Origin of the sequence: Maricaulis sp. (assembly GCF_017643475.1) — a bacterium.
Lineage (GTDB): Bacteria > Pseudomonadota > Alphaproteobacteria > Caulobacterales > Maricaulaceae > Maricaulis.
Genome location: NZ_JAEPNI010000001.1, coordinates 667570 through 682412, shown reverse-complemented (window position 1 = coordinate 682412; position 14843 = coordinate 667570). Strand labels below are relative to the sequence as shown.

Below are 14843 nucleotides of genomic sequence, written 5' to 3'. Positions count from 1 at the left end.
CTAGCTGTGAGCCCCGGTCAGACCAGGCGCTTGCGCAACATCTGGGACATGACATCGATCAGGCTGACGGCGATGACAATGACCAGGACGATCGCTGCCGTACGCTGATAGTCAAAGGCACGCACCGCCTCGAACAGGATCTGGCCGATACCACCGGCACCGATGAGACCGAGAACCGTCGCCGAGCGGGCGTTGGACTCGAAACGGTAAAGACCAAAAGACGTCCACAGGGGTGCCACCTGGGGAATGATCGCCCAGATCACCTCGTGCAGAGGCCGCGCGCCCGTGGCCCGGATCCCTTCAACAGGCCCGTTATCGATCGCTTCCACCGCTTCAGAGAAGAGCTTGGCCAGGACACCGGTGGTGTGCACCGCCAGCGCCATCACACCGGCCAGAGGCCCCAGTCCTACAGCGGCGATGAAGACCAGCGCGATGATCAGCTCATTGATTGAACGGAAGACGTCCATCAGGCGGCGCACCGGCTGCACGACCCACAGAGGCGCCACATTACGCGCACTCAGAAGACCGAACGGAATGGCGGCGATCACAGAGATAAACGTACCCCAGATCGCGATCTGGACGGTGACGATCATCTGCGGCATGGCCTCGGCAATGCCCGCGCTCAACTCGTCCCAATAGTGCGACCGCGACGCGGCGTCGGTGATATCCGTCGGGAAGAAACCGGCGATGAACTCGCCCATGTCATTGGCGTTTTCCACCAGCAGGTAGGAACGGTCCATGTCCGAGGAGTCAAAGCTCCACACCAGAACCACGACAATGCCCACAACAATGCCGACATTTGCCAGGCGTTCGCTCAGCGGCGTGCGCGGTCCGGGTCCGCGCGGCGCAGTCGCGAACAACAGCACGGTCAGCAGCACCAGGGTCCCACCGAAGGCCAGTACGGACTGGGCGTTCACCAGCGAGGTTTGCGTTTCAGCATCGCCCGGCTCGCCCGTATCCGCACCTTCAACGCTGGAAGCAAGACTGACGAGACCGGAATTGCCGGCCTCGACCTGGGCCAAGCGTTCTTCCAGCTCGGCGACACGTTCCGCGCGCTCAGCCGGGGTCAGGTCGGGATCATTACGCGCGGCAGTCAGGTCCCGCACGATTTCCAGCTGTACGATGGGATCGAGGTGCGCATTGGACGACGGCAGGAATGTACCAAAGAGCAGTGGCGTCAGTACATCGCGCGCGGCCTGGACCTCTTCCGGTGTGCCCATGCGACCGTAATTCATGAAGAAGTATTGCAGGCGCTGCTTGACTTCATCATCCAGGTCAGACCGCCAGATGATCGGATCGGTCTGGATCATCGGCGAACGCCAGATCTCGCGCAGCTGGGCTGCCACGTCCGGACGGGAGCGGCGCAGGACCAGCATGTTGGTGGAGTTATTGGCAGCAACGTCGACCAGCTCATTGGCAACAGCAAGAGCATTGGCCTCGTGGCTGGCATTGCGCACGGAACCGAAACACTCGGCCGGGTCGATACCACGCGGCGCAAAGATGAAGGCCGACGGCACCAGATAGCCCGACGTGGAGTTGGGATCGCCCAGGCCGAAATCAATCGACCCGTCACAGGTCAGGATGTCCTCAACCGACTGGATCGGACTGTCTACCGGCACCAGCAAGATGGAGTAATACCCCTCACCGCCATCCGGATAGGTCGATTTAGCGAACACTTCGCCATCAGCGAGGCGCACGGCCTGCAGGCCGGAGAAGTTGGAAAACCAGCCGACCTGGATGCTGTCATATCGCATCGCCTGGATCATGCCGGCATAGTCGGACGCATAGTAGGGCTGCACGTCATAACCGGTCCATTCCGACATCGCCTCGATGAAGGGACGCCAGTTGGTCTCACGCGTGCTGGTGGATTCGGTGGCAATGATGCCGAAATTGATTGTGCGCCGTTCGCCCGGCAGCTCCGCGCGCGTTTCCGGTGTGTCGGTTACGACTTCGGAACAAGCCGCCAGCAGGAGTGTGACCAGAGCAAGCAGGCTGAAAAGGATAGAATTGACACGCATCACGCGTCCTCCTCGGCGCCGTAGAAGGCAGCCTCGTATTCGGTACCGTAGATCTCGATGAGCTTTTCCTGGGTGAGCGCGTCACGCGGGCCGTCATAGACGATCTGGCCGGCATTGAGGGCGACGATGCGATCACAGAACTCACGTGCATAACCGATCTGGTGCAGCGTCACGACAACCGTCAGGCCATCCCGCTCATTCAGTTCGGCCAGCAGCTCCATCACCTTGCGGGCGGAAACCGGGTCCAGCGAGGCAATCGGTTCGTCGGCAAACAGCATTTCCGCGCCCTGGACCAGGCCCCGGGCGATGGCGCCGCGCTGTTGCTGGCCACCGGACAGGTTGGACGCGCGGCGACCGGCAAAATCAGCGATACCGACACGCTCTAGCGCATCCATCGCCTTCTGCTTGGTCTCGTTGGGGAAAATCCCCAGCGCGCCGCGCCACAGGGAAATCTGCCCCAGCGCGCCCAGCAGGACGTTGCGGAACAGGGTCAGGCGACCAACCAGATTGAATTGCTGGAAAATAAAGCCGAGCCGCGCGCGATACTGACGCACGGAAGAGGACAGCTTGCCCTTTTCCTGCATGCGCTGGCCGAGCACGTGGACCGGGCCGGAATTGCGGTCCGCGACCTGCAGACCCGCGGCCACACGCAGCAAGGTCGACTTGCCGGATCCTGACGGACCGATCAGTGCGACCATCTCGCCCGGATCAATTGTGAGCGATACATCATCCAGAGCCTTCGTCTCGCCGAAGGTCATCCGCAGATTTTCTGCCTTGAGAGCTGTCTCCCGATCGGGCATCCAATCCTCCCCCTACATCACGTTTCGAAACTGGCGTATGCGTATGATGTAGCAATGACAAGGGCTTTGTATGCTCATCCTTCTCCTGAGCGCTGTTTTATTGATCTGTCTGGCAGTTCTGGCACACATTGATGCCCTGACCTATCGCCTGCCGGACGCCATCACCCTGCCACTGATTCCCGCCGGCCTGATCGCCAACATCCTTGTTTTTGATCGTCTTCTACCCGCACTTATAGGCGCAGCGCTGGGATATCTGGGCCTTGTAGGACTGGAGATCGCCTACAAACACCTGCGCGGTCGCGACGGGCTGGGGCGCGGAGACGCCAAACTGCTTGCGGCCGGCGGTGCATGGTGCGGAGCGATGGCACTGCCCTTCATCCTGCTGGTCGCCAGTTTCGCAGCCCTGCTCTTTGTCCTGTTGATGTCCGTGATCCGCGGCCAGAAGCCCAGCGGCACAACCATGCTGGCCTTTGGTCCCTGGCTGGCCTTCGGCATCGTCCTTATCTGGCTGGTTAAGGCCTATTGGCCGCAAGCCGGCCTCTATTTCTAGGGCCGCCCGTCTAGCGACAGGCGTAATGCCCGATCAGCGGTACAACAAGGAGCGCTCCATCAGTCCTCTGGATGCGCATGACCACGCGTTCGATCCGCTGACCGGTGGGCAACGGATCGCCTATCCGACCCTCAATCTCGACATCCAGATCGCGTGCCGGATCAGCAAAGTCACGTTGATAGTGATCGCCGGCCACATGCAGCCCGTCAAGACGCTGACCTGAAAAGCTCTCTGCCTGGCCATTGACGAAAAGCTGCGCATAACCGCGCGTTTCATTCTCAAAGGCGACAAAGCGATGCTCGGAATCCGCGGTCCAGAAAAAGGTACCGCATTCACCGGGCTGCAGGATCTGGGGCGCCAGTTCATTGGCCGGTGTCGCCGGCTCCGTCACTTCAGCCGAGCGCATTCCGCCCGATCCGGACACGGGCAGAGCGCCTTCGGTCGATGCACAGGCTGACACCGCCAGGGCCAGGACAAGAACGCTGACAGGCTGGACCTTATTCAATGGCAAGACGCTCACTCCCCTGATAAATCCAGATATCCCCGTTCCGGGTCATGCCGGCAAGGGCCAGCACTTCGGCAAGTTCAGGACGCCCGGTGCGCAGCTCCATGTCCCAGGCATAGTCCTGACCGGTCATGCGCACCGTGCCTGTCACTTCCAGATCCGCCGCAGCACCATCCAGCGACAACACCAGGGCGCCGTTTTCACACGACAGGATGCCCAGCATGGACGGACCCTCAAAACCGTAACTCGCGGCGAATCGCTCCAGTGCGGCAGTGCGCACACGTCCCTGCGCCGCTTCGCATTGCCCTGCACGCATGGACAGGCTGTCCACATCGACATCGATCATCTGCGAGCGGTCGAGCCCGGGCAGGGTCTGCAGGTCCAGACGATCGATGGAAACCAGCAGCGACATGTCACGGATCTCGATCGTCTCGCGACCCAGGACGACATGGCCACTGCCTCGCGCACTGTCATCGGACACCCGCCAGCGCGCGGCCAGCCGACCTACAAACAGGGGCAGCGGATCCGCTGACATCTCGATCTCGCGCACCGGCATTCCCGCCATACGAAGGCCGTAGATACGGCCATCCCAGACGCTGCCATAGACATCCGGATAGCCGAACGCCCCGGCTCCGCCAGCCAGCATCATCACCGCCTTGAGCGGCAAGAGCACGATCAGCCAGACCAGCACCAGCCCCGCCAGCACACCCAGACGCCGCGCCATCACAGACCTCCCCCGCGCCGCAACACCACAGAGGCCTGGGTCATGCCGGTCTCGTGCCGATCCAGGGTCGAGGAAACCACACGGATGCCGTACCGCTGTTCCAGATTGACCAGCCAGCGCATCACCGCGCCGGTATCCGCGCGCTCGATAGTCACGGCCAGCGAACCATCGTCACCCGGGATCATGCGCGCAATGGCGATGCCTTCGCCCAGGGCCAGCGACCCAACGATGGAACGGATGGATTGCTGGCTACCGGCCTGCGTTTGCGCGCCGGCCTGAAGCTCCCGCAGGGTCTGAGCATCCTGCTGGATCGAGCGGTACAGCCGCATCGATGCGGCGTAATCGGTCTGGGAGCGCGCATGGAAGGATTGCAGTGGCTGGATGACGGCGACCGTCAGTAACAGCACAGCCATCAACACCGCCATCACACCATAGAGGACCTGTTCGCGGGGCGTTCGACCATCCCAATAGGTGCGGATCATCTGGACAACCGGATTCATCGCACCCTCACCGTAAACTCGCCCTGGAGACCGGTTTCAGCTTCACGCACACCGCCGTCCTCCAGTTCCAGCCCCATCTGTCCGGCCCGCGCTGTCAGGGCATCGAAATCGGCAAATTCCGTGAACAGGGCCGAGACCCGCAATTCTTCCCGCGACTGGTCAAAACGAAGACTGTCGATGCGCACTCGCTCATTATCCGCCACCAGTTCGGTCAGGGCAGCGCTGAGCTGCAGGAAGGCCGAACTGTCACCGCCGCCCAGCTCTCGCAGGTCCCGGCGGACCATCCGGTCTACCTCGGCGGGTATGGTGGCACGGGTGAAGTCGGGGTTCACAAAGCGGTATTCGGCAATTGCAGCGCCGTCGAACCGGTCGGCCTGATACCGAAAATAGAAAGCCTCACCCAGCAGCAGAGCACAATATCCGACCAGCGCGGCGGCGGCCAGGATGGCGCTTGTGCGCAGCGGCCGCAGAACATCGAGCCAGTCGAAGGCCGACCGCCAGCGCTCTCCGAACAAGGCCGGCAGTCGCTTGAGCATCTCGTCTGACAGACCCGACGCCGCCATGTCCGCTTCGCCGGCAGCGCGATTGGAAAAGCGTGCACCCATCAGGCCAAGAGAAGGCGAGACCGAGACCTGTCCCTCACCAATTGCACCGACAATCTCGGCTGCGAGATGCGGGAAAAGGCCCGGCGAGACCGCGCCGCCGGCACGGCTGCCATCGCCAGCGATGTCGTCGGCATACCAGAACAGAACATCGCCCCGGCGATCGACCAGGCTGAGTGCAGCTTCCGGATCAGCCAACGCCTGGGCATCCGGCAGGATGTGAACGGGACGCACAACAGCGCCGTCCAGACGATCCAGCAGGCTGTCAGCATAGTCCCGGTCTACGGCATAAACCCAGCGCTCACCCGTCTCGTCTCGCGGGCCAATGCTGACGCTGGTCTCATCCAGTTCCACGGCCAGTTCATCCTCGATCATGAAAGGTGCTGCCTGGCGCGCTTCAGCTTCGCTGCGCGCCGGCAAGGTGATCCGGCTGGCAAAGATCCGCTCGGCCGGCAGGAGGCAGATTGTGCGGTCGATGTCCGCTTCGGGCACTCCTGTCGGCGTACTGTCAGCGCCGAAATCCCCCGACGCGCCGCGCTGACCGCTGGCGCGGTCGATGATCGACCAGCGTCCGCTGCCATCGGGATGGATCAGGAGAATGAGATCCTGGCTCATGAAAAACTTCCGTATCGCTGGGTAAGGCGGCGAATGCCCCCTCGCCACTCGACCATTTCGCTCAGCCTGAAGCGCGCACCGGCATAAAGCACGTCGACCTCAATCTGAAAATACTCGCTCGTCCGACCGACGGCCTGGCGGTGGTGGGACTCGATTTCCATCGTCTCGAACGCATCCAGCTCCCAAAAGACCTGCATGGCGTCAAACCCGGTCTGGGGGCGTTCGATCAAGAGGGCGTCCGCTGTCGTGCGGGAAAGCTCACCCTCGAACATCGCCACCAGCAAGGGCGCCTGGTCAAACTGCATCGTATTGATGTTCAGCGGCACGTTATCGACCACCGGGTGGGCGCAGACAAATGGTGCGATCTCGCTGTAGAGACGTGGCGTCATGCTGGCCAGTGCCAACAATTCCTCACGCTCGGCCAATAATGTATTGCCCGTGCGGTAGTGCCGACCGGCGCGAGCATAACTGTCATCCTCCGCCCCGCTGATGACCGGACGCTGATCGCTGTCCAGCCAATCCACAAGCTCGGCAGTGATCGTGGCGGATTGCTGAACCGGCAGGCCGATGGCCTGCAGGAGCGCATCGAAACGACGCTGCTGCAGCGGATCTCCAACCAGGAGACCGTTAGCCTCGATGCTCACCAGGCTGTTGAGATTGAAGCAATTGCTGGCATCGCGCACCCGGCCGACAAGCTGGCCATCATTGATCGGGAAGACCCGCTGGCCGCTCAGCCAGTCTGCATCGGGACGCAGCATGTCATCCGGGGCCTGCATGGCACGCTCGATCGAGATCTCGGCAAATTCGCGCGCGCCCATGGCGTACCAATAGGCCTGGTCCCGCACTTCCAGATTGGCGGAGCGGCGCATGGAGAAACGCAGGTCCGTGACCAGTGCCATCGCAAGCGAACTCATTACGGCAACCAGCAACAGCGCGCTCACCAGGGACGCGCCGCATTCTGACTTATCCCGGCGAGATAGCCTCACAGCCGCACCTCCGACGTCAGCGCGAGGAACTCAAGCGCCCCCCATTGTGTCGTCGTGAGCCGCAGGCGCACGGCGCGTGGCAGGCTGGCGCCTTCCTGGCCGGGGCGTGTGGCCAGTCGTGACTGCCAGACCGATCCGACCATGAAGCCCAGTTCGACCTCGTCCGCGCCCTGCAAGATCACCTGTTCCGCCCAGCGGGTCAGCGGCGTGATGTCGGGGTGTTCAGATACCCGGCGGATCAACTGCCCGTCGCGCAATACATACTGGACATGGATGAGCGAGCTGCGCGCCCGCACCAGCCCCGGATTGGAACGGCCGCGACGTGTGAGCGAGAGAATGACCTCATCGCCGTCCTCCGCAAAACGGTCTGCTAGGCCATTGGCATCCCCTGCGAACAGGGCCGGACGCACTGCTCCGTCCTCGGCCCGGGCGCTGCGCTGGACGACCTGACCGATATCTTCCCGGAGCAATACACGCGCACGATCAAGCGCGTTGATGCGCGCCAGGGCGTTATCATTGACCTCCTGGGCCGTGATCGTCGTCGACAACAGCGCCACCGAGATCACACCAACAACAGCGAACACCGCCGTCGCGACAAGGATCTCGACCAGGGAGAAACCGGCTTCGGACTGGGCAGACGTCATGTGCCACTCCTGCGCCGGAAGGTCTCGATCCGCGCCAGTGTCCGGTCCTGGCGGTCCGGATGAATGGTCACGACATATTGCATCAGCGCCGTGTCAGTCGTCCGATTGATGGCGAGGCGCCAGTCATACTCCACCCCGGCCAGGCTGTAGGATCCCGAACGGCTGCCGCGACCCTCGGCAATAAGGAGTTGTTCGTTGAGGATATTCTCCGCTGCCAGCATGGCGAGAGAACGCTCTTCCAGCGCCGCGGTGTTCTGCGTCGTCGTCTGCAACATCTGCACAACGGCAATCCCTGCCAGCGCCACAACAGCGAGCGCCGCCATCATTTCGATCAGGGAGAAACCGGATTGATCTGTAGTCGAGGTGCGCATGAGCTAGTCGATGACCTCCCAGCGCGTATCGGCATCACCGGTCCAGACGAGCTCCAGCACGGTACGGGCGTCTTCAAGACGCAGGCGGAAGGGTTCGGTCATGCCCGCCGGGTCAAACCAGAACGCCGGAATCACCGGGCGCTCCTCACCCTCGCCAACGATGGCTGCGGCGAGGATGGCTTCATCGACACGCAGACGGAAACCGGTCTCCAGGATGTGTGCACCCAGCGCATCCACATCGCGCACCGGCCACCAGCGCTGATCGACATAGCGATGAAAACTGTAGCCCGCACCGAAACCCTCGATGACCACGCCCACCGGCTGGCCGGTACTGATGGCGTCCTGTTCGGCAAACACCAGGCGTGCGAGCAAGCGATCGGCCTCCTCATCCAGCGGGTCGCTTCCAGGTTGGATGGACAGGACAACAGCCGTCGCCACGATGCCGATAATCGCCACCGCCACGAGCGTCTCGATCAGCGAGACACCGGCTTCGTTATGGGCGCGCCCGGACATCAACCCTGCCAGTTACCGATGTCCGCGTCATTGTCCTCGCCACCCTCACGGCCGTCGGCACCAAGGGAGTAGACGTCGAAGACACCGTTTTCGCCCGGATAGACATATTGGTAGGGGTTGCCCCACGGATCGTCCGGCAGGCGGCGGATATATCCACCCTCGCGGTAATTGTCCGCATCACGCGGCGCGTTGATCAGCGCGTCGAGACCTTCCTCGACAGTGGGATAACGACGCATGTCCAGCCGATAGGCATCCAGCGCCTGTTCAAGTGTCGCGATATCCGCGCGGGCCTTCTGGACCGAAGCCTGTTCGCCCAGCGGCATGACATTGATCACGACGATCGTGCCCAAAAGGCCAATGATGAAAACCGAGATCATGATCTCGGTCAGGGAGAAACCGGCGTCCTTGTCCGGCATTTCCACGACCGGCTTTTCGGTCTCGTTCTGGTTCTGCATCTGCGCCTCCTTAGCCCAGTGCCATGGTATTGAGTTGAAGAATGGGGAGCAGGATCGACAGGACGATGGTCACAACGACCACGCCGAGTACCAGGATAATCCCCGGCTCCAGCAGGTTGAGACCGACCGAGATGGTGCGGTCGACATCCTGGTCGAGCTGATCGGCACTGCGCCGAAACATCTCCCCCAGCGCGCCGGACCGTTCACCGGCGGCGATCATGAAAAGCGCAAGCGGCGGGAACCATCCCCTGTTACGCATGGCGTCCGACAGGCCCCGCCCGCTCTCAACGTCCTGGATGACCTTGCCCAGCTCATCGCGGAAAGCGAGATTGCCAGCGGCACGGCGTGCTGCCCGCAGCGCGTCAGGAAGCACGCTGCCGGAGTCGATGAGTATGCTCATCGTCCGGCAAAAGCGGGCGCTCTCGGCATGTTTGAGAAAACCGCCCAGCCCCGGAATACGGGCCAGAAAACCATCCAGCGACCGGCGTACCGGCTCCTGTCGCAGAGCAAGGACGCTGATCACGACGAGCACCAGAATGCCCGCCAGCAGAAACGGCCAGCCAACCTGGAGGAATGCGGAAATCGCGATCATCGCCCGGGTCAGGCCGGGCAGGTCCATGCCCATGCCGACAAACTGTTCGGCAATGCGCGGCACGATGAAGGTCATCAACAAGGCGACGACACCCAGCGCGACTATGGACAGGATCGCCGGATAGATCATCGCGCCCGTGACGCGGCTGCGCACGGCTTCATCCTTCTCCAGGTAGTCAGCCAGGCGCTCGAGAACCGCATCCAGCCCGCCGGAATTTTCGCCCGCCGCGACCATGGCGCGATAGACTGGCGGAAAGGAGTTCGGAAAACCGTCCATGGCCGTGGAGAGTTTTTCGCCCTCCGTGACCCGCGCGCGGACCGCCGTCAGGATACGCTTGGCGTGGTGTTTGCTGCCCTGGTGCGCGATCAGCCCGAGCGTTTCAGCAATTGGCATGCCTGCGCCGATCAGGCTGGCCATCTGGCGTGTGATCAGCATCAACTCGCGATTGGACAGGTTTGACGGCGCCAGGGAGAAACCGCTCGAACGCTCGCCCGTGGACTTCGCCCGGCGTTCGGCACGCTGGTCGGCATAACGAATACTCAGTGGCGCCATCGCGCGGCCACGCAGCTCTCGACGCGCAGCGACCTCGCTGTCAGCCGTGATCAGGCCGCGGGATTTCTTGCCCGTCGCATCCAGCGCTTCATATTCAAACGCCGGCATGACGATCTCCGTCCTCGCGACAGACACGCAGGACTTCCGACAGGCTGGTGGCTCCCTCCAGGACCAGGTCGACACCGTTTTCAAACAGCGTCTTGCGCACATCAAATGCGTGTCCGGCCATGTCGGCCTCTCGCGCATCATCATGGATCAGACGGCGCAGGGCATCATCGACAACGACCAGCTCGTAGATACCCGTCCGGCCGTCATAACCGGTCTGCTTGCACTTGTGACAACCCGCCGGACGATAGAGTTGCGCATCGGTATTGGCCGGCAAGCCGAGCAGTTCCAGTTCGGACGGATCCGGCTCGTATTCCTCGCGGCAGTGCGTGCACAGACGGCGCACGAGGCGCTGGGCGACTATGCCGGTGAGCGTGCTGGCGAGCAGATAGGACTCAACCCCCATATCCTTGAGGCGCGCGATCGCGGCGACGGCGGAATTGGTGTGCACTGTGGACAGGACGAGGTGACCGGTCAGGCTAGCCTGGACAGCGATCTGGGCGGTTTCGACATCGCGAATCTCGCCGACCATGACCACGTCCGGGTCCTGGCGCAGGATGGCGCGCAGCCCGGCGGCGAAAGTCATGCCGACCTTGGCGTTGACCTGGGTCTGGCCAATGCCGTCAATGGCGTACTCGACCGGGTCTTCCACGGTGAGAATATTGCGGCTGGCATCGTTGAGCAGGTTGAGCCCGGCATACAGCGTCGTCGTCTTGCCCGCGCCGGTCGGGCCGGTGACCAGGATAATGCCATTGGGCTGAGTCAGGGATTTGCGGAAATCCGCCAGCATCTCGGCCGGCATCCCCAGATCGTCCAGGCCGTAACGCGCCTGGGAATTGTCCAGAAGACGCAAGACAACCCGCTCGCCATAACGAGCCGGCAGGGTGGAGACACGGACATCCACCGCCTTGCCGCCCAGCGTGATGGTCAGGCGACCATCCTGGGGGATGCGTTTTTCGGCAATGTCGAGACGCGCCATGACCTTGATGCGCGAGACAAGCGGGCTCACCAGTTTTGGTGATACCGCGACGGCCTCCTGCAACACGCCGTCGATGCGATAGCGAATGGAAACACGGTCCTCGAACGGCTCGACATGCACGTCGGACGCATTGGTGCGAACGGCTTCGGCAATCATGCCATTGATCAGCCGGATGATCGGCGCATCCGAGGCGCTGTCGAGCAGGTCCTCGGTCTTCGGGATCTCGTCAATGAGGCGGGACAGACTCTCATCGCCCTCCTCGTCCTCGAGCTCGTCCGCATCGATACTGTCAAAGGCGTAGATATCCGACAGCGCCTTGTCATAGGCCTGGGCCTCATACTCGCTGACAGGATATTCGCGCCCGAGGACACGGCACAGCTCCAGCAGGGCCCGCTTGTCCGCGCCGGCACGCACAAGGAAGGCGCCACCGTTTTCCGGTTGGAAGGCGACACCTTTCTGACGTGCAAAACTGTAGGTGATCGGGGTTCGGGCCCGGCCTTCCTCAGTCGTGTCCTCGGTCGTCTCAGTTCTCATTCGCCGCCTCGGACGCCGGCAGGTCGACCATGAGCATGTTCATGATCTCTTCCAGGCTGCTGGTGCCATTGTCATTGGTCACACGCTGCTGGCCGGCGATGTAGTCATAACGATTCTCCGTCAGCGCCTGCATGTCCGCCTCGCTGCGGATAATTGTCGGGCGAATGAAGACCATCAGATTGGTCCGGCGTGTGGTGTCGCTCTCCGAGCGAAACAGACGGCCAACGCCGGGTACACGGGAAAGCCCGGGGACGCCGTTGACTGTACTCTGGTCATCCTGCTCGATCAGACCGCCCAGAACAATAATCTCGCCATTGTCGGCCAGCACCGTGGTCTGGATGGTGCGCTTGTTGGTGATCAGATCACTGGATCCGGTCGTGACTGCGCCGGCAACACTGGAAACTTCCTGCTCGATATACAGGCGCACCGTGTCACCTTCGGTGATTTGCGGACGCACCGTCAGTTTGACACCGACTTCCTCACGCTCAACGGTGCGGAACGGATTGGAATTGTCGGCACTCAGCACTTCGCCAGTGGTGATCGGGATTTCCTGTCCGGAGTGGAAAGAGGCTTCCTCATTGTCCATCGCCAGGATGGACGGGGTCGAGAGCAGATTACTGTCGACGTCGTTTTCGACGGCGTTCAGGACGAGGCCGAACAAGGTCCCGTCGGAGTTCTGACCTCCGAACCCCAGTGCGGTTCCCCGCACACCCAGCAAGGACGCCAGGGCTGCGTCACGCAATGTATCGGTGCTGGTATCGGAACTATCGCCGGTCCCTGCCAGTGCACCCGTCAGGGCCAGCAGATCCGGCGTGTTGGAATTGAACCGCGTCATCGCCAGCGGCGAGTCGCTGTTATTGCCACCCGCCAGCAACATCTGAACGCCCAGCTCTTCAGCGATTGAGTCGGAGATCTCGACGACAATACCTTCCACCAGGACCTGGGGGCGACGGATATCGAGCTGGGAGACGACCAGTTCCAGCTCGCGCTGAACATCCGGCGCTGCGTTGATGACCATGGCATTGGTCGGAGCATGGTAGGAGACAGACGGCCGACGGGCTGTGCCTTCTGCATCGGTCAGCGTCTCGACCACCTGTTCCAGGATCGGCAGCAGGTCCTCGCCGTCTGCATGGTTGAGATAGATGACGCGGAAGCTCTGGTTCGACTGGCTGACGCTGTCGACCTGGCGCACGAGGCGGGCCATCTCTGCCACGGAATTGGCATTTCCGCGCAGGAGCACGGTGTTGGACGCCGGGATGGAGGCGACGGTCACATTGAAGACCATGTCATCCTCGGAGGCACGATTGCGATCGCGCACCGTCTCGATGATACGGACCATTTCCGCAGCGGACACATTCTCCAGCTCGACCATTTCAAAGACCGAGGTATCACGATCCAGATCGGCAATGACCTGGCGGATGCGATTCATGTTTTCCGCATAGTCAACGATAACCAGCGCATTGCCCGTTTCCGTCGCGTTGATCGAGCCTTGCGGATTGATGATCGGACGCAGCACGTTGAGCGCATCGCGTGTGCCGACATGATTGAGGCGTACGACGCGGGTCACATACTGGTCACCGCGCAGATTCTGGTTCACCGGACTGGTGCTGCGCGCGCCGGTCTGGTCCGGCACGATCTGATAGGCACCAGACGCAGTCGGCACGACGGTGTAACCATGCACGCGCATGGTCGACAGGAAGACCTGGAAGTACTGCTCGGAGGACAGCGGTGCCTGCGAGGTGATCGTCACCCTGCCGCGCACATTCGGGTCGACAATGAAGGTGTGACCAGTCACCGAGGACACGTCATCAATCACCGCCTGGATCTCGGCCTGGTTGAAATTGACCACATGCTGCCGGGCGTGGGCGACAAAGGCAGGCTGGACCGCGATGAGGACCAGGGCGCTGAGCAGTGCGCGTGTAACAAGTTTAAACATCAGGGCATGTCCACCGTGAGAGTTAGGGCGATCCCGGACCGGACGACCCCGATTTCAACACCGCCACTGCCGCGAAGGCGGTTGAAAAGGTCCTCGATCTGGTCGGCGTCGGCGACAGGCTGCCCTGCGACCTCCACCAGAATGTCATTCATACGCAGGCCAACCGATTCCAGCAGCGCGCGATTGCCCGCGATAAAGGCATAACCGACAACTGCGTCGTCTATGTAACGGGGCTCGACCTGGAACAGACCGTTGATATCGGTGCGCTGTCCGGGACGGCCGCGTGCATTGGCGATCTGTCGCGGCGAATAAGTGGTACGCGCCTGCGGCGCGCGCTCCGTCGCTTCTGCAACGGGCTCTGCGGTGCTTGCCTCACGTTGGGCCGTTTCGCGAAGATAGAGGGACTCGACAATGCCGCGGCGCGAGATCAGCACATGGTCCCGGTGCACCTCGGCCAGCTCGACCCCGTCACTGACCTCCTCGCCCACACGGACGAAAGACTGACCGGCGGAGGCGATCTGGATCAGGGCTGCACCGGATTGCGGATCAGCGCCCATGCGAATACCGCGCAGGACCAGGTTGAGACTGGTTTCCGGCACGACCGTCGCCTGCACAACGGCCTCTTCGGTCCGGCGACGATCAGCGAAGAGTTGCGAAAAGTCCGTATTGTCCAGATCCCGCTCCAGATCCACGGATCGCGCTGAGGCATTGCGGGTGTCGGATTGATCAAGCGCAAAATCCCCGGCGCTGGCGCCAAAGGCGATGAGCAGGATGAAACGTGCCAGAATGAAAGCGAGAACAGCGAGCATCGCGATCTCAAGGATCGCGGCAGCACGCCGGGACAGTTGTCCCCTTTGACGCC

At 62.1% G+C, this 14843-nt stretch carries 16 protein-coding genes; 1 reads left to right on the top strand and 15 read right to left on the bottom strand.

Translation table 11 applies throughout. The annotated features are described in order from the left end of the window. Positions 1-17: 17 nt before the first annotated feature. A complete protein-coding gene (phnE, locus tag JJ889_RS03275) occupies positions 18-2018 on the bottom strand; it encodes a phosphonate ABC transporter, permease protein PhnE (protein WP_291891468.1) in 2001 nt (666 codons plus the stop codon). Then, positions 2018-2818 carry a phosphonate ABC transporter ATP-binding protein gene (phnC, locus tag JJ889_RS03270; protein ID WP_291891467.1) on the bottom strand — a complete coding sequence of 267 codons (801 nt, stop codon included), beginning with the start codon at positions 2816-2818 and terminating at the stop codon, positions 2018-2020. Before phnC ends, phnE begins: the two co-directional genes overlap by 1 nt. A gap of 70 nt (positions 2819-2888) precedes the next feature. On the opposite strand from phnC, the gene JJ889_RS03265 reads away from it, so the two are divergent. Continuing rightward, on the top strand, positions 2889-3368 hold the full coding sequence (locus JJ889_RS03265) for an A24 family peptidase (RefSeq protein ID WP_291891466.1): 480 nt from the start codon (positions 2889-2891) through the stop codon (positions 3366-3368). Positions 3369-3378: 10 nt separating this feature from the next. Here JJ889_RS03265 and JJ889_RS03260 read toward each other — a convergent pair whose 3' ends face one another. The 13 genes from JJ889_RS03260 to JJ889_RS03200 are packed head-to-tail and all read right to left on the bottom strand — an operon-like array spanning position 3379 to position 14790. Continuing rightward, positions 3379-3879: a hypothetical protein gene (locus JJ889_RS03260; RefSeq protein WP_291891465.1), complete on the bottom strand. Its 501-nt coding sequence runs from the start codon at positions 3877-3879 to the stop codon at positions 3379-3381. Then, a complete protein-coding gene (gene gspN, locus JJ889_RS03255; RefSeq protein ID WP_291891464.1) occupies positions 3866-4597 on the bottom strand; it encodes a type II secretion system protein N in 732 nt (243 codons plus the stop codon). The genes JJ889_RS03260 and gspN overlap by 14 nt, the downstream gene beginning before the upstream one ends. After that, on the bottom strand, positions 4597-5097 hold the full coding sequence (locus tag JJ889_RS03250; RefSeq protein ID WP_291891463.1) for a type II secretion system protein M: 501 nt from the start codon (positions 5095-5097) through the stop codon (positions 4597-4599). Before JJ889_RS03250 ends, gspN begins: the two co-directional genes overlap by 1 nt. Then, positions 5094-6314, bottom strand: a complete 1221-nt coding sequence (gene gspL, locus JJ889_RS03245; RefSeq protein WP_291891462.1) for a type II secretion system protein GspL — start codon at positions 6312-6314, stop codon at positions 5094-5096. The genes JJ889_RS03250 and gspL overlap by 4 nt, the downstream gene beginning before the upstream one ends. Then, positions 6311-7255, bottom strand: a complete 945-nt coding sequence (gspK, locus tag JJ889_RS03240; protein ID WP_291891461.1) for a type II secretion system minor pseudopilin GspK — start codon at positions 7253-7255, stop codon at positions 6311-6313. The genes gspL and gspK overlap by 4 nt, the downstream gene beginning before the upstream one ends. A gap of 41 nt (positions 7256-7296) precedes the next feature. Then, the gene (gene gspJ / locus JJ889_RS03235) at positions 7297-7944 is read right to left on the bottom strand and encodes a type II secretion system minor pseudopilin GspJ (RefSeq protein WP_291891460.1); all 648 of its coding nucleotides are present in this window, start codon (positions 7942-7944) and stop codon (positions 7297-7299) included. Beyond that, a complete protein-coding gene (gene gspI / locus JJ889_RS03230) occupies positions 7941-8315 on the bottom strand; it encodes a type II secretion system minor pseudopilin GspI (protein ID WP_291891459.1) in 375 nt (124 codons plus the stop codon). The genes gspJ and gspI overlap by 4 nt, the downstream gene beginning before the upstream one ends. Before the next feature lie 3 nt (positions 8316-8318). Further along, the gene (locus JJ889_RS03225) at positions 8319-8828 is read right to left on the bottom strand and encodes a GspH/FimT family pseudopilin (protein ID WP_291891458.1); all 510 of its coding nucleotides are present in this window, start codon (positions 8826-8828) and stop codon (positions 8319-8321) included. After that, complete coding sequence (gene gspG / locus JJ889_RS03220; protein WP_291891457.1) at positions 8828-9283, bottom strand: type II secretion system major pseudopilin GspG; 456 nt, start codon at positions 9281-9283, stop codon at positions 8828-8830. Before gspG ends, JJ889_RS03225 begins: the two co-directional genes overlap by 1 nt. A 10-nt stretch (positions 9284-9293) precedes the next feature. Continuing rightward, on the bottom strand, positions 9294-10535 hold the full coding sequence (gene gspF / locus JJ889_RS03215) for a type II secretion system inner membrane protein GspF (RefSeq protein ID WP_291891456.1): 1242 nt from the start codon (positions 10533-10535) through the stop codon (positions 9294-9296). Then, positions 10522-12045, bottom strand: coding sequence for a type II secretion system ATPase GspE (gene gspE / locus JJ889_RS03210; RefSeq protein ID WP_291891455.1), 1524 nt, complete (start codon positions 12043-12045; stop codon positions 10522-10524). The genes gspF and gspE overlap by 14 nt, the downstream gene beginning before the upstream one ends. Then, entirely contained in the window at positions 12035-13981 is a 1947-nt protein-coding gene (locus JJ889_RS03205; protein ID WP_291891454.1) for a secretin N-terminal domain-containing protein, read from the bottom strand. Before JJ889_RS03205 ends, gspE begins: the two co-directional genes overlap by 11 nt. After that, positions 13981-14790, bottom strand: a complete 810-nt coding sequence (locus tag JJ889_RS03200) for a type II secretion system protein N (RefSeq protein WP_291891453.1) — start codon at positions 14788-14790, stop codon at positions 13981-13983. Before JJ889_RS03200 ends, JJ889_RS03205 begins: the two co-directional genes overlap by 1 nt. Positions 14791-14843 lie beyond the last annotated feature (53 nt).

Bases quoted from the DNA above. Each gene is read 5' to 3' on its own strand.
- phnE (WP_291891468.1), bottom strand. From the start codon at position 2,018: ATGCGTGTCAATTCTATCCTTTTCAGCCTGCTTGCTCTGGTCACACTC.
- phnC (WP_291891467.1), bottom strand. From the start codon at position 2,818: ATGCCCGATCGGGAGACAGCTCTCAAGGCAGAAAATCTGCGGATGACC.
- JJ889_RS03265 (WP_291891466.1), top strand. From the start codon at position 2,889: ATGCTCATCCTTCTCCTGAGCGCTGTTTTATTGATCTGTCTGGCAGTT.
- gspN (WP_291891464.1), bottom strand. From the start codon at position 4,597: ATGGCGCGGCGTCTGGGTGTGCTGGCGGGGCTGGTGCTGGTCTGGCTG.
- JJ889_RS03250 (WP_291891463.1), bottom strand. From the start codon at position 5,097: ATGAATCCGGTTGTCCAGATGATCCGCACCTATTGGGATGGTCGAACG.
- gspL (WP_291891462.1), bottom strand. From the start codon at position 6,314: ATGAGCCAGGATCTCATTCTCCTGATCCATCCCGATGGCAGCGGACGC.
- gspJ (WP_291891460.1), bottom strand. From the start codon at position 7,944: ATGACGTCTGCCCAGTCCGAAGCCGGTTTCTCCCTGGTCGAGATCCTT.
- gspI (WP_291891459.1), bottom strand. From the start codon at position 8,315: ATGCGCACCTCGACTACAGATCAATCCGGTTTCTCCCTGATCGAAATG.
- JJ889_RS03225 (WP_291891458.1), bottom strand. From the start codon at position 8,828: ATGTCCGGGCGCGCCCATAACGAAGCCGGTGTCTCGCTGATCGAGACG.
- gspG (WP_291891457.1), bottom strand. From the start codon at position 9,283: ATGCAGAACCAGAACGAGACCGAAAAGCCGGTCGTGGAAATGCCGGAC.
- gspF (WP_291891456.1), bottom strand. From the start codon at position 10,535: ATGCCGGCGTTTGAATATGAAGCGCTGGATGCGACGGGCAAGAAATCC.
- gspE (WP_291891455.1), bottom strand. From the start codon at position 12,045: ATGAGAACTGAGACGACCGAGGACACGACTGAGGAAGGCCGGGCCCGA.
- JJ889_RS03205 (WP_291891454.1), bottom strand. From the start codon at position 13,981: ATGTTTAAACTTGTTACACGCGCACTGCTCAGCGCCCTGGTCCTCATC.
- JJ889_RS03200 (WP_291891453.1), bottom strand. From the start codon at position 14,790: ATGCTCGCTGTTCTCGCTTTCATTCTGGCACGTTTCATCCTGCTCATC.